Annotated in this window: 16 protein-coding genes; 8 read left to right on the top strand and 8 right to left on the bottom strand. The window is 73.6% G+C overall.

Annotation, left to right across the window (positions count from 1 at the left end):
* Nucleotides 1-23 precede the first annotated feature (23 nt).
* Entirely contained in the window at nucleotides 24-833 is an 810-nt protein-coding gene (locus ACZ466_RS46725; RefSeq protein ID WP_378279510.1) for an SDR family NAD(P)-dependent oxidoreductase, read from the bottom strand.
* A gap of 139 nt (nucleotides 834-972) precedes the next feature.
* On the opposite strand from ACZ466_RS46725, the gene ACZ466_RS46720 reads away from it, so the two are divergent.
* Nucleotides 973-1,566 carry a TetR/AcrR family transcriptional regulator gene (locus ACZ466_RS46720; protein WP_378279508.1) on the top strand — a complete coding sequence of 198 codons (594 nt, stop codon included), beginning with the start codon at nucleotides 973-975 and terminating at the stop codon, nucleotides 1,564-1,566.
* 33 nt (nucleotides 1,567-1,599) lie between these two features.
* Here the strand turns inward: ACZ466_RS46720 and ACZ466_RS46715 are convergent, their stop codons facing one another.
* The gene (locus tag ACZ466_RS46715; protein WP_464041975.1) at nucleotides 1,600-3,072 is read right to left on the bottom strand and encodes an aldehyde dehydrogenase family protein; all 1,473 of its coding nucleotides are present in this window, start codon (nucleotides 3,070-3,072) and stop codon (nucleotides 1,600-1,602) included.
* A gap of 75 nt (nucleotides 3,073-3,147) precedes the next feature.
* On the opposite strand from ACZ466_RS46715, the gene ACZ466_RS46710 reads away from it, so the two are divergent.
* On the top strand, nucleotides 3,148-3,747 hold the full coding sequence (locus ACZ466_RS46710) for a TetR/AcrR family transcriptional regulator (protein ID WP_378279505.1): 600 nt from the start codon (nucleotides 3,148-3,150) through the stop codon (nucleotides 3,745-3,747).
* Nucleotides 3,748-3,754: 7 nt separating this feature from the next.
* On the opposite strand, the gene ACZ466_RS46705 is transcribed toward ACZ466_RS46710, so the two are convergent.
* Nucleotides 3,755-5,197, bottom strand: a complete 1,443-nt coding sequence (locus ACZ466_RS46705) for an amidase (protein WP_378279503.1) — start codon at nucleotides 5,195-5,197, stop codon at nucleotides 3,755-3,757.
* A gap of 10 nt (nucleotides 5,198-5,207) precedes the next feature.
* Nucleotides 5,208-6,053: a mycofactocin-coupled SDR family oxidoreductase gene (locus tag ACZ466_RS46700; protein WP_378279501.1), complete on the bottom strand. Its 846-nt coding sequence runs from the start codon at nucleotides 6,051-6,053 to the stop codon at nucleotides 5,208-5,210.
* Between the two features lie 47 nt (nucleotides 6,054-6,100).
* Between ACZ466_RS46700 and ACZ466_RS46695 the strand changes: the two genes are divergently transcribed.
* Genes ACZ466_RS46695 through ACZ466_RS46670 form a run of 6 tightly spaced genes read left to right on the top strand, consistent with a single transcriptional unit; the run spans nucleotide 6,101 to nucleotide 13,312 of the window.
* Nucleotides 6,101-7,609 carry a flavin monoamine oxidase family protein gene (locus ACZ466_RS46695; RefSeq protein ID WP_378279499.1) on the top strand — a complete coding sequence of 503 codons (1,509 nt, stop codon included), beginning with the start codon at nucleotides 6,101-6,103 and terminating at the stop codon, nucleotides 7,607-7,609.
* Nucleotides 7,609-8,523, top strand: coding sequence for an enoyl-CoA hydratase (locus ACZ466_RS46690; RefSeq protein ID WP_378279497.1), 915 nt, complete (start codon nucleotides 7,609-7,611; stop codon nucleotides 8,521-8,523). Before ACZ466_RS46695 ends, ACZ466_RS46690 begins: the two co-directional genes overlap by 1 nt.
* Nucleotides 8,523-9,758, top strand: coding sequence for an acyl-CoA dehydrogenase family protein (locus tag ACZ466_RS46685; protein WP_378279496.1), 1,236 nt, complete (start codon nucleotides 8,523-8,525; stop codon nucleotides 9,756-9,758). The genes ACZ466_RS46690 and ACZ466_RS46685 overlap by 1 nt, the downstream gene beginning before the upstream one ends.
* Nucleotides 9,755-10,876, top strand: coding sequence for an acyl-CoA dehydrogenase family protein (locus tag ACZ466_RS46680; RefSeq protein WP_378279494.1), 1,122 nt, complete (start codon nucleotides 9,755-9,757; stop codon nucleotides 10,874-10,876). Before ACZ466_RS46685 ends, ACZ466_RS46680 begins: the two co-directional genes overlap by 4 nt.
* Entirely contained in the window at nucleotides 10,873-12,402 is a 1,530-nt protein-coding gene (locus ACZ466_RS46675; RefSeq protein WP_378279492.1) for a long-chain-fatty-acid--CoA ligase, read from the top strand. The genes ACZ466_RS46680 and ACZ466_RS46675 overlap by 4 nt, the downstream gene beginning before the upstream one ends.
* A gap of 16 nt (nucleotides 12,403-12,418) precedes the next feature.
* Complete coding sequence (locus ACZ466_RS46670; protein ID WP_378279490.1) at nucleotides 12,419-13,312, top strand: LysR family transcriptional regulator; 894 nt, start codon at nucleotides 12,419-12,421, stop codon at nucleotides 13,310-13,312.
* Here ACZ466_RS46670 and ACZ466_RS46665 read toward each other — a convergent pair.
* The 4 genes from ACZ466_RS46665 to ACZ466_RS46650 are packed head-to-tail and all read right to left on the bottom strand — an operon-like array spanning nucleotide 13,252 to nucleotide 17,229.
* Entirely contained in the window at nucleotides 13,252-14,124 is an 873-nt protein-coding gene (locus ACZ466_RS46665; RefSeq protein WP_378279488.1) for a LysR family transcriptional regulator, read from the bottom strand. The two genes, ACZ466_RS46670 and ACZ466_RS46665, sit on opposite strands and share 61 nt — an antisense overlap.
* A gap of 9 nt (nucleotides 14,125-14,133) precedes the next feature.
* On the bottom strand, nucleotides 14,134-14,898 hold the full coding sequence (locus ACZ466_RS46660) for an SDR family NAD(P)-dependent oxidoreductase (RefSeq protein ID WP_378279486.1): 765 nt from the start codon (nucleotides 14,896-14,898) through the stop codon (nucleotides 14,134-14,136).
* Between the two features lie 37 nt (nucleotides 14,899-14,935).
* Entirely contained in the window at nucleotides 14,936-16,081 is a 1,146-nt protein-coding gene (locus ACZ466_RS46655) for an acyl-CoA dehydrogenase family protein (RefSeq protein ID WP_378279484.1), read from the bottom strand.
* Complete coding sequence (locus tag ACZ466_RS46650) at nucleotides 16,078-17,229, bottom strand: thiolase family protein (protein WP_378279482.1); 1,152 nt, start codon at nucleotides 17,227-17,229, stop codon at nucleotides 16,078-16,080. The genes ACZ466_RS46655 and ACZ466_RS46650 overlap by 4 nt, the downstream gene beginning before the upstream one ends.
* Between the last annotated feature and the right edge of the window lie 126 nt (nucleotides 17,230-17,355).

Below are 17,355 nucleotides of genomic sequence, written 5' to 3'. Positions count from 1 at the left end.
GATCGGCTGGCGGCGCCGCCGGCTCAGGCGGTGTCGCCGCCGTCGGCGAGCAGCGTGCTGCCGGTCATGAAGGCCGACAGGTCGGACGCGCAGAACAGGACGACGCGCGCGATGTCGTCCGGCGCGCCGCTCCGGCCGATCGGGCCGGTCAGCATGAGGTCGGTGGGCGGGGTGTCGTCGGTCATCACGGCGGCGGCCGCCATCATGTTGCCCTCCGTGGGGACGTAGCTCGGTGCCACTCCGAGCACCCGGATCCCCATCGGGGCGAGTTCGAGGGCCAGCTCGCGCGTCAGGCCGCGGACCGCGTGCTTGGACCCGACATAGGCGGCCAGGCCCGGCGCGCTCCCGCGGAAACCGGCGGTCGAGACGATGTTCACGATGACCCCGCCCGTTCCGGCGGCCGCCATGCGCCGTGCCGCCTCGCGCGCACCGACGAAGACGCCGCGCGCGTTCACCGCGAACACCTCGTCCCAGGTCTCCTCGCTCATCTCCAGCAGCGGGACGCTGGGGAAGATCCCGGCGTTGTTCACCCAGATGTCGAGCCCACCGAGATCGGCGACCGCGCGGTCGGCCGCCGCGGCCACGGCCGCCGCGCCGGTGACGTCCATGGCGGCACCGATCGCGCGCACACCGTGACGTTCGGCGAGCTCCCCGGCGGCGGACAGGGCGAGCCCTTCGTCGATGTCACCGATCAGCAGGTCGGCGCCGGCCTCGGCCAGCCGCGACGCGATCGCCTTGCCCAGCCCGCGACCTCCCCCGGTCACGACCGCGCGCCGCCCCTCCAGGGAAACGAGCTCGGCCAGGGACTTGCTCGACACATCGGCGGTGGACATCCACGGTCTCCTTTTGTCCCTGTCGGACCAGGCAAGCACTGCCATTGCCGAACCTGCGTTTTCAAACTGAAACTCAGTGTCACTCTAGCCGCTCATGCTCACATTCGGGAACGTGCGTCCCGCTTGGTACTGTTCGACCGTGGGGGACCCCAAGCGCGCGACGACCCGGAGCATCGCCCGTACGGCCATCCGGGCCGAACTGGCCCAGGTGGCCATCGAGCTGTTCCGCCGAGACGGCTTCGAGCAGGTCACGATCAGCGATGTGGCCGCCGCCGCCGGCGTGTCGCGCAGCACCTTCCTGCGCTACTTCGGCAGCAAGGAGGAGGCCGTCCTGGGGGCCATGGACGTCCAGGGCGTCCAGGCCGCCGCCGCGCTGCGCGCCAGGCCCGCCGGCGAGGACGACTGGACGGCGCTGCGCCGCACCCTTGACCCCTTCATCGACAGCTACCGCCAGAACCCGGGCAGCGCCCTCGCCCTGGCCCGGCTCGTCCAGGAGAGTCCGGCTCTCAGGGTCCGGCAGCTGGAGAAACGGGCCAGTTGGCTGCCCGCCCTGGCCGAAGCCCTCAGCCGGCGTTCAGGCCACGACCGCCCCACGCCACTGGCCCCGGAGGTACGAGCCGCCGCCGCGCTCGACTGCCTCAGCATCGCCGTCGCCCACTGGACGGCCTCCGACGGCGAACTCGACCTCGCCGAACTGCTCGACCAGGCCTTCGCCGCGCTCACCACCCCCTGATCGGGCTTGCGCCGAGACCACGTCGCGCTGTTGTCAGGGGAGCTGAAGGCTCTTGGTCTGCAGGAACGCCTCCAGTCCCCAGACCCCCAGCTCCCGGCCGTGACCGGACTGCTTGTAGCCGCCGAAGGGCGCGAACGGGTTGAACCGGGCGCCGTTGACGTCGACCTGGCCGGCGCGGAGCCGTCCGGCGAAGGCCGCGGCCCTGCCGGTGTCGGCCGACCACACGGCCGCGCACAGGCCGTACCGCGTGCCGTTGGCGAGCGCCGCGGCATCGTCGTCGCCGTCGTGGGCCTGCAGGCACAGCACCGGGCCGAAGATCTCCTCCTGGACGATCGCCATGCCGGGGGTCGTGCCGGAGAAGACGGTCGGGCGGACGTAGTGGCCGCGGTCGAAGCCGCCGGGCCGCTCGGGGCCGCCCGCCACCAGCCGCGCGCCCTCCTCGACGCCGGCGCGGATGTGGCCGGTGACGCGCTCGCGCTGCGCCGCCGACACCAGCGGGCCCAGCGCGAAGGTGAAGCCGATGTGCCCGAGCTTGTCCGCCAGCACCGTGGGCCGGACTCCGGCGGTCTCCGCGGCGGGGTCGACCAGCGGGTGGTTGGCGACGGCCGCCGCGGCGATCTCCTCGGCCTCCGCGAGCCGGGCACGCGGCACGATCAGGCGGGACAGCGCCGTGCAGGTCTGGCCGGAGTTCACGAACGCCTTGACCATGCCGTCGGCGACGGCGGCCTCCAGGTCCGCGTCGTCCAGGACCACGGTGGGCGACTTGCCGCCCAGTTCCAGGTGCACCCGCTTGACGGTCGCGGCGGCCAGCGCGCCGATCCGCCGCCCGGCCGCCGTGGAGCCGGTGAAACTGACGACGTCCACGTCGGGGTGGGCGACCAGGCGTTCGCCCACCTCGGCGCCCGTCCCGCACACGAGGTTGAACACCCCCGGCGGGAACCCGGCCTCGTGCACGGCCTCGGCCAGCAGGAAGGCGTTGAGCGGCGCGACCTCGCTCGGTTTCAGCACCACGGTGCACCCGGCGGCGAGGGCGGGGGCCACCTTCGCGGCGATCTGGTGCAGCGGGTAGTTCCAGGGCGTGATCGCGACGACCACGCCCGCGGCCTCCCGGACGACGGCCGAGTGCCCGACCTCCCGCCGCCAGGCGATCTCCTCCAGCAGTCCCGGCTGGCCGGCGAAGGTCGCCAGCGGAAGCCCGACCTGGACGGCGGCGGCGAACGACGCCGGGGAGCCGACCTCGGCGACGATCGTCGCCGCGAGCCGCTCCCTCGCCGCGGCGAGCAGGCCGGTCAGGCGTTCCAGGAGGGCGGCGCGTTCGGCGCGGGGCGACGCCGACCACGCGGGGAACGCGCGGGCCGCCGCCGCGACGGCCGCGTCGGCGTCGGCGGCGGTCCCGGCGGGGACCTCGCCGATCACCTCGCCGGTGGCGGGGTCGCCGACGGCGATCCGGCCGGTCCCCGCGGCCTGGCGGCGGCCGTCGATGTAGTGGCGGGTGAAGGTTTCCACGGTGAGCCCTTTCCGGACGTGCGTCTACACTTGAAGTTGTTCAATTGACCAGAACCTGTCGGACCTGGGGGTGCGGTGGCTTACCTTGCAGCCGACGAGCGCCGTCGGCAGATCGTCGACGCCGCCGTCGAGATCATGGCGACCGACGGCCTCGCCGGAACGACCACCCGCAAGATCGCCGAGCGTGCGGACGCCCCGCTGGGCGCGATCCACTACTGCTTCCGCAACAAGGACGAGCTGATCCACCTGGTGATGGAGCGCGGCGCGGCGATGCTCCAGGACGCCTTCGCGAGCGTCGACCCCGGCCTCGGCGTCGAGGCCACGATCCGGGCGAGCGTGGCCGCGATGTGGGACTGGTACCAGCAGAACATCGGGCTGCAGATGGCGCTGACCGAGGCCGGGATGGCCCGGATCCGGCGGGGCGGCGACCCCGCCGAGGTGTACGCGGTCTGGGACCCGTTCGGGCGGGCGCTGCTCACCGACAACCTGCGGCTGGCGGTCAAGGCCGAGGGCCGGGAACCGGCGATCACCGTGGAGGAGATCGTCCGGTTCGTCCTGCACCGCTTCGACGGGATGACGCTCGAGTACGCGGCGTCCCGGGACCGGGCCGCCTGCAGCCGCCAGATCGATCTGCTGGCCGACGCGATGGTGCTGCTCGCGCTGCCCCGAGGCTAGGCCCCGGTCACCGCACGCCGTGCGGGGGACGCCGGTCCGCCCACGGCAGCGCGGCCTCCAGCTGTGCGCCGACCCGCAGCAGCACGTCCTCGCGGCCGTAGGCGGCGGCGAGCTGCACGCCCTGCGGCATCCCGTCGGACCGCTCGTGCAGCGGCAGCGAGATCGCGGGCTGACCGGACACGTTGAACAGCACGGTGTTCTGCAGGATCCACATCGCGACCGACGCCGAGGGGTCGTCGGCGGTCGCGGCCAGCTGCCCGATCTCGGGAGTGGGCACGGGGATCGTGGGGGCCAGCAGCAGGTCCCAGCCGTCCTCCTCCCACCAGCGTTCGATCTCGCGGGCCTGGTTGCGCAGCGCGTCGATCCCCGCGGCGTAGGCGATCGCGCCGACCCCGCGGCCCTGCTCGATGTACGCCCAGGTGGCGGGCTCGACATCGGCCTCGGTGATGGGCCGCCCGATCTGCTCGCCGAGCCAGTCGAACTCGCGGGCGATCACGACGCCGACGCAGCCGAACCACTCCATCGGCCACATCCCCTCGCGCAGCGTCTCGGGGTAGCCGTCGGAGACGTCGTGACCGAGGTCGGCGAGGGCGTCGGCGGCCGCGCGGGTGGCCGCGACCGACTCGGGGTCGATCGTGATCTGGCCGGTCGGGTCGACGGTGAGCACGCCGACGCGCAGCCGCCCGGGATCGGCGCCCACCTCGGCGGCGAAGGGGCGGGACGGCGGCGGCGCCCAGTAGCCGTCGCCCGGCCGGTGCCCGCTCACCGCGTCGAGCATGCCCGCGGCGTCCCGGACCGAGCGGGTGATGAGCCCCTCGGTGGCCATCCCGCAGACGGTGTCGGACTCGACCACCATCGGCCCGGACGACACCCGTCCCCGGGTCGGCTTCAGCCCCACCACGCCGCACTGGCTGGAGGGGCTGCGCACCGAGCCGCCGCCGTCGTTGCCGTGGGCCACCGGCACCATCCCGGCGGCGACCGCCGCGGCGGACCCGCCGCTGGAGCCGCCGGCCGAGCGCCCGGTGTTCCACGGGTTGCGGGTCGGGCCCCAGGCGAGCGGTTCGGTCGACTCGTACATGCCCATCTCGGAGGTGCTGGCCTTGCCGATCAGCACGAAGCCCGCCTCGCGCATCGCGGTCACGAAGTGGGAGTCGTGGTCGGAGCGGTACCCGGCCGCCTTCACCCCGGCGCACCCCGCCGAGTACGGGTCGCCCTTCGAGTGGACCGTCAGGTCCTTGAGCACGTAGGGGACGCCCGCGAACGGCGCGTCCTTCGGCACCCGGGCGGCCTCCTTCCGGGCCTTCTCGTACAGCGGGACGATCACGGCGTTGATCTCGGGGTTCACCGCCTCGATCCGCTCGATCGCCTGCCCGACCAGTTCGGCGGGCGTCGCCTGTCCGGTGCGGACGAGTTCCGCCAGCGCGGTGGCGTCCAGGTACGGGTCGGTCATGATGCTCTCCTTAGAGGTTGACGCCGGCGTCCACGAAGTGCTTGGCGCCGGTCACTCCCCGGCCGTCGTCGGAGACCAGGTACAGGACGGCGTTGGCGATGTCGCCGGCCTCCAGCGCCCCGAACGGCAGCCTGTTGACGGCGCGGACCGCCTCGTCGAAGTCCTCCCGGGTCGGGTTCTCCAGATCGGGACGGAACGCCCGGTAGGTCGCGTCGTTGAGGATCATCGGGGTGACGACCGTCCCGGTGTGGACGGTGTTGACGCGGATCCCGTCCGGGGCGAGCTCCTTGGCGAGCACGCGCATCAGCGGCACGAGCCCGGCCTTGGCCGCGCTGTAGTGCCCGAGGCCCTCGTACACGCCCTCGGTCGCGGCCGAACTGGTGATGACCACGGCGCCGCCGCGCCCGCCGCCGATGATGTGCGGGACCGACGCCTTGAGGGTCTTCCACACCCCGGTCAGGTTGATGTCGATCATCTCCTGCCAGACCCGCTCGCTCATCTCCAGGGTGGGTGCGGGGCTGGAGATTCCGGCGTTGGCCACCACGATGTCGAGCCGTCCGAACTCCTCCACCCCGCGGTCGACCACCGCGGCCAGGGTGGCGAGGTCGCGGACGTCGGCGGTGCCGTGCACGACCCGGCGCCCGGCCGCCTCGACCAGGCGGGCGGTCTCGGCGAGGTCGGCGCCGGTGCCCAGCGGGTAGGGGACGCTGCCGACCGCGCCGCCGGGGGCGCCGTCCGCGCCGACGTCCACGGCGATGATGTCGGCGCCCTCCCCGGCCAGCCGCACCGCGTGGGCGCGGCCCTGCCCCCGTGCCGCGCCGGTGATGAAGGCGACCTTGCCGTCCAGTCGTCCCACGTCGCGTCCTCTCCTCGGGTCGAATATCTAGGTCACAAGACTTGGTCATGCGATCAACTGTGCTCAGTCTCACGTTGGCGACCGGGGGTGTCAAGAGGCTGACGTGCGTCTTCGTCGCGCACCCGGGGGCGCCGCGCACTCATGGGGCGGTTGACAGGGCGGACGCGGCCGAAATAATAGGTCAGCAGACCAAGTCACTTGACCAAGAAGGGCCGCACATGATCCCTGATGTGGACGTCGCCGTCGTCGGCGCCGGGCTGGCGGGCCTCACCGCCGCCCGGGCGCTGCGCGCGGCCGGGCGCGGCGTGGTCGTGTTCGAGGCGCGCGATCGTGTCGGCGGCCGTACCTGGAGCCGTCCGCTGCCGGGCGGCGCGGTCGTCGACCACGGCGGGCAGTGGATCGGCCCTGGTCAGGACCGCATCGCCCTGCTGGCCGAGGAGCTGGGCGTCACGACGTTTCCCACCTACTCCGGCGGCGAGACCCGGTACTCCATCGCCGGGCGCGGCCGTACCGAGATGCCCGAGGCCGACCAGGCCCTGCAGGAACTCGACCGGCTGGCCGCGTCACTTCCCCCCGAGGAGCCCTGGACCGCGCCGAGCGCCGCGGAATGGGACGCGCAAACGCTCCAGACCTGGATCCTCTCCCACGTGACCGACCCCGCCTCGCGGGCACTGCTCCGCGTGCTGACCACCGGGATCTTCACCGCCGAACCCGACGAGCTCTCCCTGCTGCACGCGCTGGTCTACATCCGCTCGGCCGGCTCCCTCACCGCCCTGCTCCAGGACGCCCAGGAGCGGCGGTTCACCGGCGGCGCGCAGACGGTCGCCGAGCGGATCGCCGCCGAGCTGGGCCCGGAGACCGTGCGTCTCGACCGGCCCGTCCTGGCGATCGAACAGAGCGTGGACGGCGCCGCCGTGCGGACCGGGGGCGACGGGGCCGGCGGCGTCCTGGCCCGCCGCGTCATCGTCGCGGTCCCGATCGCGATCGCCGACCGCATCGCCTTCAGCCCGCCGCTGCCCGTCCCCCGCGCGCAGCTCCACCAGCGCGCCGCACCCGGCGCGACGATCAAGGCGCACGCCGTGTACGACCGCCCGTTCTGGCGCGAGCACGACTCCAACGGCCGGTCCCTCACCGACGACGGGCCCGTCTCGGTCACCTTCGACGACTCTCCCCCGTCCGGGACGCCGGGCATCCTCGTCGCCTTCGTCGAGGGCGACGAGGCCCGCCGGCTCGGCGCCCTCGACGCTCCCGCCCGCCGCGCCGCCGTGCTCGACCGCCTCGCCGCGACGTTCGGACCGGAGGCCGCCGAACCCCGCGAGTACACCGAGGTGAGCTGGTCTGCCGAGGAGTGGACGCGCGGCTGCTACGGCTCGAACCTCCCCCCGGGAGCCTGGACCCGGTACGGCGCCGCGCTGCGCGAGCCGTGCGGGCACGTGCACTGGGCGGGCGCCGAGACCTCCGTGATCTGGATGAACTACATGGAGGGCGCCGTCCGGTCCGGCGAGCGGGCCGCCGCCCAGGTGCTGGCCTCCCTTTCACGTCCGAGGAGTGCGTGATGAGCCGTTACCTGACCTACGCCACCGAGAACGCCACCGAGGACACCGATGCTGACGACGGCGCGATCGCCGTCATCTCGCTGAACCGCCCCCGCCACCGCAACGCGCAGAACCGCGGGCTGCTGGTCGAGCTGGACGAGGCGTTCCGCCGCGCCGAGGCCGACGACGCCGTCCGGGTCGTCGTCCTGCGGGGAGAGGGCGAGGCGTTCTCCTCCGGCCATGATCTCGGCTCGTCCGACGACCGCGCCGAACGCGGCCACGGCCCGGGCCGCCATCCCAGCTACGACCGGGACGGCGGGACGCGGGCGGCCGCCGAGCGCAGGATGCTCCAGGAGTGGCACCACTACTTCCAGAACACCAGGCGGTGGCGCGACCTCCGGAAGATCACGATCGCCTCGGTGCACGGACCGGTGATCTCGGGCGGGCTCATGCTGATGTGGGCCTGCGACCTGATCGTGGCCGCGCGGGGCACCACGTTCGCCGACGTCGTCGGCGCCCGGCTCGGCATGTGCGGGCTGGAGTACTTCGCGCACCCGTGGGAGATGGGCGCGCGCAGGACCAAGGAGCTGCTGCTGACCGGCGACTCGATCGACGCCGACGAGGCCCACCGGATCGGCATGGTCAGCAAGGTGTTCGAACCCGGACGCCTGGACGCCGGCACGCTGGCGTTCGCGCGGCGGCTCGCGGCCGTCCCCACCGTCACCGCGCTGCTGATCAAGGAGTCGGTGAACCAGACCCTCGACCAGCAGGGCTTCGGCAACGCCCTCGCCGCCTGCTTCAGCCTGCACTCCCTCAACCACGCGCACTGGGCCGAGGTGAACCCCGACGGGCTCCCGCTCGGCACCGAGGCCGCCGGCCTGCCCGGGTGGCGCGGCGCCGGGCCGGTGCGCCCGGCCCGCAAGGGCGAGGTCTGATGGATCTCGCGGGCACACCGGAGACCGAGGCGTTCCGGCGGAGGGTGCGGGGATTCCTGGCCGAGCGGCTGCCGCCGGGCTGGCGCGGGATCGGCGCGCTGAGCGCGGCCGAGCGCGCCGAGTTCCGTCCGCGCTGGCGGGAGACGCTGCGCGAGCACGGATACCTGGGGATCGCCTGGCCGAAGGAGTACGGTGGCGCCGGCCTGACGGTGCTGGAGCAGTACGCGCTGCAGGAGGAGTTCGTCAACGCGGGCGTGCCGCTGCTGCCGCTGCCCAGCGACCCGTTCGGTTTCTCGCTGATCGGCCCGACGATCCTGCACTGGGGCACCGAGGAGCAGAAGCGCCACTTCATCCCCCGGATCCTGTCCGGCGAGCACCGCTGGGCGCAGGGCTACTCCGAACCGGGGGCGGGCAGCGACCTGTTCGCGCTGCGCACGTCGGCGTCGCTGGAGGACGGCGCCTGGGTGGTCAACGGGCAGAAGGTGTGGCAGACCGCGGGCGACTCGGCGAACTGGATGTTCGTGCTGGCCCGGACCGAACCCGGCGCCGCCAGGGCCCGGGGGCTGTCCCTGCTGCTGGTTCCCACCGAGCAGCCCGGCGTGGACGTGCGGCCCATCCGCACCATGACCGGCGAGGCCGAGTTCTGCGAGGTGTTCTTCTCCGGCGCGCGCACCGACGCGGCGCACGTCGTCGGGCCGCGCGGCGGCGGCGCCAAAGTGGCGCTGACCCTGCTGGGGTACGAACGCGGAGCCGCGTCGGGCGCGCTGTACGCCGGTTACCGGATCGAGCTCGAGCGGCTGGCCGAGATGGTCCGGGAGCGGGCGCTGGACGCCGACCCCCGCGTCCGGCAGCGTCTCGCGTGGTGCTGGTCGAAGGTCGAGATCCTGCGGATCCTCGGTCTCAAGACCCTCGCCGCCGCGCACTCCGGTGCCGCGCCGGGACCGGAGTCCTCCATCCTCAAGCTCTACTCGGCCGAGTACCACGCCCGGGTGACCGAGCTGGCGATGGACGTGCTCGGCATGGACGCCATGGTCGGTTCGGGGCCGCCGGGGGTCGCGACCGTCGGGGCGGATCCGCTGGGATCGCCGAACAGCCCGTCGGCCTGGCAGCGCGCGTTCCTGACGGCCCGCGCCGGGACGATCTACGGGGGCTCCAGCCAGATTCAGCGAACGACCTTGGGGGAACGGGTTCTGGGTCTGCCCCGGGAGCCCCGAGCCGAAAGCGGGAAGGCATGAGGTTCGGACCGAGCGAGGAGCAGCTCGCGCTGCGCGACACGCTCCGCAGTCTCCTGGGTGAGCACGCGCACGCGGCACGCGCCGCTTACGAGGGCGACCCTGCGGACGGTCGCCGGCTCTGGGACAGGATGGTGCGCGAGCTCGGGCTGACCGCCGTGGGCGTCCCCGAGGAGTACGGCGGGACGGGCGCCAGCTTCGGCGACCTGGCCGTGGTGGCGGAAGAGCTCGGGCGGGCGCTCGCCCCCGTGCCGTTCTTCTCCTCGGCGGTGCTGGCCGCCCGGATCCTTCTGGAGTCGGGGGACGACGCGGGGGCCTGGCTGCCCGCCCTGGTCCGCGGCGAGAGCGTCGCCACGGCGGCGCTGGTGGAGGAGGCGGGCGACTGGTCGTTCGCCGAACTCACCACGACCGCGCGCCCGGCGGCGGGCGGCTGGGTCCTGGACGGAGCCAAGCACTTCGTCACCGACGCGCCGGTGGCGGACCTGCTGCTCGTCCTGGCACGCGCGCCGGAGGGACCGACGCTGTTCGCCGTCCGCGCCGGGGACCTGTCCCGGCATATCCCCCAGGACGCGCTCGACGCCACACGCCCGCTCGGCACCGTGATTCTGCGCGCGTCGCCCGGTGTACCGGTCGGCCCGCCAGGCGGAGCATTGCCGGTGCTGGAGCGGGCCCTGGCGGCCGCCGCGATCGGGCTGGCCTGTGAGCAGGCCGGCGGCGCGAACCGCTGCCTGGACATGGCCGTCGGGTACGCGGGGATCCGCAAGCAGTTCGACCGTCCGATCGGCTCGTTCCAGGCCGTCAAGCACATGCTGGCCGACGTCCTGGTGGACAACGAGTCCGCCTCCGCCGCCGCGTCCTACGGGGCCTGGGCGGTGGACCACGCACCCGGCGAGGTCCCCGCGCTGGCGAGCCTGTGCAAGTCCTTCGCCTCCGACGCCTACACCGCCGCGGCGAAGACGAACGTCCAGGTCCACGGCGGAATCGGGTTCACCTGGGAGCACGACGCCCATCTGCATCTGCGGCGGGCCCTTTCCACGCGGGCGTTCCTCGGGTCCCCCCAGGCCCACCGGGAGCTGATCGCCGCGCACGTCCTGGACGCGCCGAGAGGAGAACGACGATGACCCTGCCCGGTCACGGCATGACGATGAGCGACCTGGTGGCCCGCCACGCACGGGTGAACCCCGCCGCCGAGGCCCTGATCGACGCCCGCTCCCGGCGCACCTACCGCGAGCTGGACGGGCGCGTGAACCGGCTGGCCGCCGCGCTGACCGCACGCGGCGTCTCCGCCGGGGACCGGGTGGCGGTGCTCGGGCTGAACGGCGTCGAGGTGGTGGAGGCGTGGCTGGCGACGCTGCGGCTCGGCGCGATCGCGGTGCCGGTGAACTTCCGGCTGGTGGCCGACGAGGTCGCCTACGTGCTGCGGGACAGCGGCGCGGCGGCCGTGATCGCCGAAGCGGCGTTCGCCCCCCTGATCCGTGCGGCGCGCGCCACCGCGCCGTCGGTGACGTCGGTGGTGACGATCGGCGGGGACTACGAGGCCGTGCTCGCCGAGGCACCGCCGGACCCCGTCGAGCGCGCGGTGCCCGACACGGCGCCCGCGTTCATCATGTACACCTCCGGCACGACCGGCGCGCCCAAGGGCGCGGTGCTGACCCACCGCAACCTGCTGCTGCACGCCTTCAGCTCGATTCTCACGCAGGGCGACACGGGACCGTACCGGGTGTGGATGTCGGCGGCGCCGCTGTTCCACATCGCCGGGCTGTCGGGACTGCTGCCCGGCCTCATCATCGGCGGCACGTCGATCATCCCGCCGTCGGGCGGGTTCGATCCGGCCGCGACCGTGCGGACGCTCGCGGACGAGGGCGTCACGTCCTGTTTCATGGTCCCGGCGCAGTGGCAGGCCGTGTGCGCCCTCCCCGGACTCGCGGAGTTCGACCTCTCCCGGCTGCGGCGGCTCTCCTGGGGCGCCGCGCCGGCCTCCACGAGCCTGCTCCGGAAGATGATCGACACCTTCCCCGCGGCGGACGTGTGCAGTGCGTTCGGCCAGACTGAGTGCAGCCCGGTCACGACGCTGCTGCGCGGGGAGGACTCCGTCCGCAAGATCGGCTCGGTCGGCACCCCCATCCTCAACGTGGAGGCCCGGGTGGTGGACGACGACATGAACGACGTGCCGCGCGGCGAGGTCGGCGAGATCGTCTACCGCGGCCCCATGATCATGAAGGAGTACTGGAACCGGCCCGCCGAGACGGCCGAGGCCTTCCGGGGCGGCTGGTTCCACTCCGGCGACCTGGTCCGCCAGGACGAGGACGGCTACTTCTACGTCGTGGACCGCAAGAAGGACATGATCATCTCAGGGGGCGAGAACATCTACTGCGCCGAGGTCGAGAACGCCCTCTCCGCCCATCCCAAGATCGCCGAGGTGGCCGTCGTCGGCGTCCCCGACCCCACGTGGGGCGAGACCCCCCTCGCGGTGATCGTCGCCGCCGACCCCTCCGACCCGCCCACCGAGGCCGAGGTCGAGGACTTCAGCAGGACCCACCTGGCGGCCTACAAACGGCCGCGCCGCATGAGGATCGTGGAGTCCCTCCCCCGCAATCCCAGCGGAAAGGTCCTCAAGACCAGGCTCCGCGATGAGGCCGCCACCTGAGGGCCCTGGCCGTGCGGTGGAGCTGAGGCTGATCGAGTACTTCGTCGCCGTCGTCGACCACGGCGGGGTGACCCGGGCGGCGCAGGCGCTCTACATCGCGCAGCCGTCCCTGTCCCAGGCGATCCGGACGCTCGAACGGCGACTCGGCGTCGAGCTGTTCGAGCGGACGGGACGCGGCCTGGTGCTCACCCGGGACGGTGAGGCGTTCACCGTCCCGGCCCGGCGCGTGCTGGCCGACCTCGCGCACGCCCGCGCCGAGGTCCGCGACGTCGCCCGTCTCGGCGCGGGACGGCTGGAGATCGCGGCGCTCGCCGCCCTCGCCCTCGACCCCCTGCCCGCGCTGACCGCCGGACTGCGCGGACGGCACCCGGGCCTGCTGGTCACCGTCCTGGACTGCGGTGGCGGACCGGACGTCACCTCGAAGGTCCGGTCCGGGGAGGCCGAGATCGGTCTCCTCGAGCTGCCCGCGGCCACCGGCGCCCTGCGGACCGTCGAACTGTGGGCGCAGGAGACCGTCCTCGTGCTGCCGCCGGAGCTGGCCGCCGGGCTGCCCGATCCCGTCCCGCTGCACGCCGTGGAGGATCTCCCGGTCGTCGTGGAGTCCGGCGCGCCGCCCGCCGGGCGGGTCGTGGTGGAGTGCGTGCACCGGCAGGCCGTCTGGGAACTGGTCCGTCACGGCGCGGGCGCCGCGTTCCTGCCCCGCGGGTTCGCCGAGGCGTGCCTCGACGACGTCGCCGTCCGCGCAACCCTGCCGGCCATCCGGCGCCGGATCGGGCTGGTGCACCGCCCGGGGCCGCTCTCCCCTGCCGCGAGGGCCTTCCTGGACGTCGCCGCTCAGGCGATCGCCGCTCAGGAGCCCGCCAGCGACACGAACGCCCGGCCCGCCGGGGACAGCGCGGCCTCGTCGTAGACGAGACCGTACGCGCGGCTGATCCGGGGTTCCACCGCCCGGACCACCGCACCACGCGCCCTGGCCGCCTCCGCCTGCGACCGCTCCAGGAACGTCCCGCCGACCCCGGCAAGGACGAACGGCAGCCGCGCTTCCCTGCCCCGGACCACGGCCGCCACCCGCGCCGCGCGTCCCGCCGCCGCGATGGCCTGCTCGATCTCCCCGGCCTGCGACCCGCCGCGCGGGACGATCACCAGCGGCACGTCCGGCAGCGCGGCCAGCGGCAGCGGATCGTCCGGCGGCACCGCGGAGCCGGGCGGGAACGCCAGCCACCATTCCTGGACACCCAGCTCCAGTACCCGCAGGGTGGCGCCCTCCGGGTATGGGAGATGGCAGACGACGATCTCGCAGTGCCCGTCCCGGAGCAGCGACGCGACCGCCGTCTCGTCGCTCAGGTCCCCGATCCGGACGGACACCATCGGGTACTCGCGGCGGAACGCGCCGACCAGCCGCGGCAGGGGGCCGGCGGAGAACGCGGGGATCGCGATGATGTCCAGCCGCCCCCGGGGCCGGCCCCCCGTGTCCGCGAGCGCGCCCTCCGCCGTGACGACGTCCCGCAGGACGCGCCGTGCCGGGCCGACCAGCGCGTGCCCGGCGGACGTCGGCACCAGCCCCCGGCCGATCCGGTGGAACAGCTCCGCGCCGAGTTCGCGTTCCAGCTTGCGCAGGGCCTGGGAGATCGTCGGCTGCGCGACGCCGAGCGACGCGGCGGCCGCGTTCACGCCCCGGTGGTCGACCACGGCGAGGAAGTACTCGAGCTGCTGCAGGTCCACGGCTTCACGCTAGCGGGGCGCCATCCGCAGGGCCCCGTCCAGCCGGATCGTCTCGCCGTTGAGGTAGCCGTTCTCCAGCACGTGCAGGGCCAGCCCCGCGAACTCCTCGGGGCGCCCCAGCCGCGAGGGCTGCGGGACGCCGGCGTGCAGCGCGGCCCGCACGTCCTCGCGCATCCGGGCGAGGAGGCGGGTGTCCATGATCCCCGGGGCGATCGTGCAGACGCGGATGGACCGGCTCGCCAGATCCCGCGCGGCGGTGAGCGTCATGCCGACGACGCCCGCCTTCCCGGCCGTGTAGGCGATCTGCCCGATCTGGCCCTCGTGGGCGGCGACCGACGCGGTCAGCACGATCGCGCCGCGTTCGCCGTCGCTCTCGTCCCGCCGGGCGATGCGCTCCGCGCCGAGCCGCAGCGCGTTGAAGGAGCCGAACAGATTGAGCCGGACGGTCCACTCGAAGTCCTCCGGCGAACCGGGCGCGCCGTCGCGATCCAGCAGCCGGATCTTCCGCCCCGCCCCCGCGCAGTGCACCAGGCCGCGCAGGCCGCCGCGCTCCTCAGCCACGTCCAGCGCGGCGGCGAACTCGCCGGCGTCGGTCACGTCCGCGGGCGCGAACCGGGCCGCGTCGCCCATCTCGGCGGCCGCGGCCTCGCCGCCCGAGTCCGGCAGGTCGATGATCGTCACCTTCGCTCCCGCGGCCACCAGCGACCGCGCCGTGGCCAGCCCGAGTCCGCGGGCCCCTCCGGTGACCGCGGTGGAAACGCCTTCCAAGCGCATGGCTCGCCCTTCGTCAGGGATCGTCGTCAGGAACCGCTCAGAGACCGAGCGACTTCGCGATGATCGTTTTCAGGACCTCGGTGGTGCCGCCGTAGATGCGGCTGACGCGCGCGTCCGCGTACAGCCGGGCGATCGGGTACTCGCGCATGTAGCCGTAGCCGCCGTGCAGCTGCAGGCAGCGGTCCACGACCTCGCCCTGCAGCTCGGTGCAGAACACCTTGACCTTGGCGGCGTCGGCCGCCGACAGCTCGCCCGCCTCGTGCGCGGCGAGCGCGCGGTCCGCCAGTGCCCGGCCCGCCTCCAGGCGGGTTGCGCAGGCGGCCAGCTCGAACTTGGTGTTCTGGAACGAGGCGACGCTCGTGCCGAACACGCGGCGGTCCCGCACGTACTCCAGCGTCGCGTCGAGCGCCGCCTCCGCCGCGGCCTGCGCGCCGACCGCGATGGCCAGGCGCTCCTGCGGCAGGTTCCCGGTCAGGTACTCGAAGGCCCTGCCCTCCTCGCCGAGAAGGTTCCCGGCCGGGACGCGGACGTCCTCGAAGAACAGCTCGGCGGTGTCCTGGGTGCGCAGGCCCAGCTTGTCCAGGTTGCGGCCGCGGGTGAAGCCGGGCATTCCCCGCTCGACGACGAGCAGCGACAGGCCCTGCCTGCGGTCGCCGCCGCGCCCGGTGCGGGCGACCACGACGACCAGGTCCGCGTTGACGCCGCCGGTGATGAACGTCTTGGCGCCGTTCAGCACCCAGTGGCCGCCGTCCCGGACGGCCGTGGTCGACATGCCGGCGAGGTCGGAGCCGGTGCCGGGCTCGGTCATCGCGATCGACGCCATCAGCTCGCCGGTGCCGAGCCCCGGCAGCCACCGTTCGCCCTGCTCCTCGGTGCAGTACGCGGCGAAGTAGGGGACGACGACGTTCACATGGACGCCGAGGCCGCCGAGATTGACATGCGCACGCGCCGTCTCCTCCATCCAGATGGCCGGATACAGGAAACCGCCGGAGCCGGCGCCACCGAACCGCTCGGGGATCTGGACACCGAGCACGCCCAGTTCACCGACACGGGTGAATATCTCCTTGGGGACGAGCCCGGCCTCCTCCCATTCCGGGAAGTGCGGCACGACGTTCTTGGCGAGGAAGTCCCGTGCGACGGCGCGGAAGTCGTCGTGCTCGGCGGTGAAGATCGTGCGTCTCATCGGGCCGCCTCCGCGGTGTCGAGCAGTTCGAGAACGGTCGCGTTGGCCATGCCGCCGCCTTCGCACATGGTCTGGAGCCCGTACCGGATTCCCTGGTCGCGCATGTGGTGCACCAGCCGGGTCATCAAGGCGGCACCGGTGCCGCCGAGGGGGTGGCCGGTCGCGATGGCGCCGCCCAGGGGGTTGAGCCGGTCGCCGTGCGCGCCTGTCTCGGCCTGCCAGGCCAGCGGGACCGGCGCGAACGCCTCGTTCACCTCGTAGACGCCGATGTCGTCGATGCCCAGGCCCGCCTGCTTGAGCGCCTTGGCGGTCGCGGCGATGGGGGCGGTGAGCATCATGACCGGGTCGTCGCCCGTGACCGCGACGGTGTGCACCCGGGCGATGGGCCTCATGCCGCGCGCCCTGGCGAGGTCGCTCGAGGTGATGAGCAGGGCGGCGGCACCGTCGGAGATCTGCGAGGCGTTGCCGGCGGTGATGACGCCGTCGGGCCGGAACGCGGTCTTCAAGGCCGCCAGGGTCTCGGGGGTGGAGTCGCGGCGGACGCCCTCGTCGGCCTCCAGCCCGCCGATGGGGGCGAGCTGGCCGTCGAGCGCGCCGCGGTCGGCGGCCTCGGCCGCGCGGGCGTGCGACCGTGCCGCGTACTCGTCCAGGACCTGCCGGGACAGGCCCCAGCGCGCGGCCATCAGCTCGGCGCCGGTGCCCTGGCCGAAGCCGTCGACGCCGAAGCGTTCGAGGACGCTGCCGGGGTGCGGGGCGCCGTCCCGTGCCGCCGACCCCATCGGCACGCGGCTCATCGACTCGACGCCTCCGGCGACCACGAGGTCGTAGTGGCCGGCCGCCACGCCCGCGGCGGCGAAGTGCACGGCCTGCTGGCTGGATCCGCAGCGGCGGTCCACCGTGGTCCCCGGGACGGAGACCGGCCAGCCCGCCGCGAGCACGGCGGTCCGCGCGATGTCGCCGCTCTGGTCGCCGACCTGCCCGACACAGCCCCAGATCACGTCGTCGACGTCACCGGGATCGAGCCGCGTGCGTCCGGCGAGCGTCCGCAGCACGTGGGCGGACAGGTCGGCCGGATGGATTCCGGCGAGCGCGCCGTTCCGTTTCCCGATCGGCGTGCGCACCGCGTCCACGATGACGGCGTCCCTCATCGATTCCTCCTCGTTTCCGCACCAGTGAACGTGCGCGCCCGGCACCGGTCAAAGCCCGTATGGCGAACACTCGAATAGGCGGTTCCTATGGGAGCGGCCGCATAGGAACCGCCTATCGGTGACATC

Source organism: Actinomadura rugatobispora (assembly GCF_055379765.1).
The sequence above is the reverse complement of the archived record's forward strand: the minus strand, read 5'-3'. Positions and strand labels throughout refer to the sequence as shown.

What these genes read in the sequence shown, in the direction of transcription:
- ACZ466_RS46725 (WP_378279510.1), bottom strand. Translation starts at nt 833, where the DNA reads ATGTCCACCGCCGATGTGTCGAGCAAGTCCCTGGCCGAGCTCGTTTCC.
- ACZ466_RS46705 (WP_378279503.1), bottom strand. Translation starts at nt 5,197, where the DNA reads ATGACCGACCCGTACCTGGACGCCACCGCGCTGGCGGAACTCGTCCGC.
- ACZ466_RS46695 (WP_378279499.1), top strand. Translation starts at nt 6,101, where the DNA reads ATGCGATCAACTGTGCTCAGTCTCACGTTGGCGACCGGGGGTGTCAAG.
- ACZ466_RS46690 (WP_378279497.1), top strand. Translation starts at nt 7,609, where the DNA reads ATGAGCCGTTACCTGACCTACGCCACCGAGAACGCCACCGAGGACACC.
- ACZ466_RS46685 (WP_378279496.1), top strand. Translation starts at nt 8,523, where the DNA reads ATGGATCTCGCGGGCACACCGGAGACCGAGGCGTTCCGGCGGAGGGTG.
- ACZ466_RS46680 (WP_378279494.1), top strand. Translation starts at nt 9,755, where the DNA reads ATGAGGTTCGGACCGAGCGAGGAGCAGCTCGCGCTGCGCGACACGCTC.
- ACZ466_RS46675 (WP_378279492.1), top strand. Translation starts at nt 10,873, where the DNA reads ATGACCCTGCCCGGTCACGGCATGACGATGAGCGACCTGGTGGCCCGC.
- ACZ466_RS46660 (WP_378279486.1), bottom strand. Translation starts at nt 14,898, where the DNA reads ATGCGCTTGGAAGGCGTTTCCACCGCGGTCACCGGAGGGGCCCGCGGA.
- ACZ466_RS46655 (WP_378279484.1), bottom strand. Translation starts at nt 16,081, where the DNA reads ATGAGACGCACGATCTTCACCGCCGAGCACGACGACTTCCGCGCCGTC.
- ACZ466_RS46650 (WP_378279482.1), bottom strand. Translation starts at nt 17,229, where the DNA reads ATGAGGGACGCCGTCATCGTGGACGCGGTGCGCACGCCGATCGGGAAA.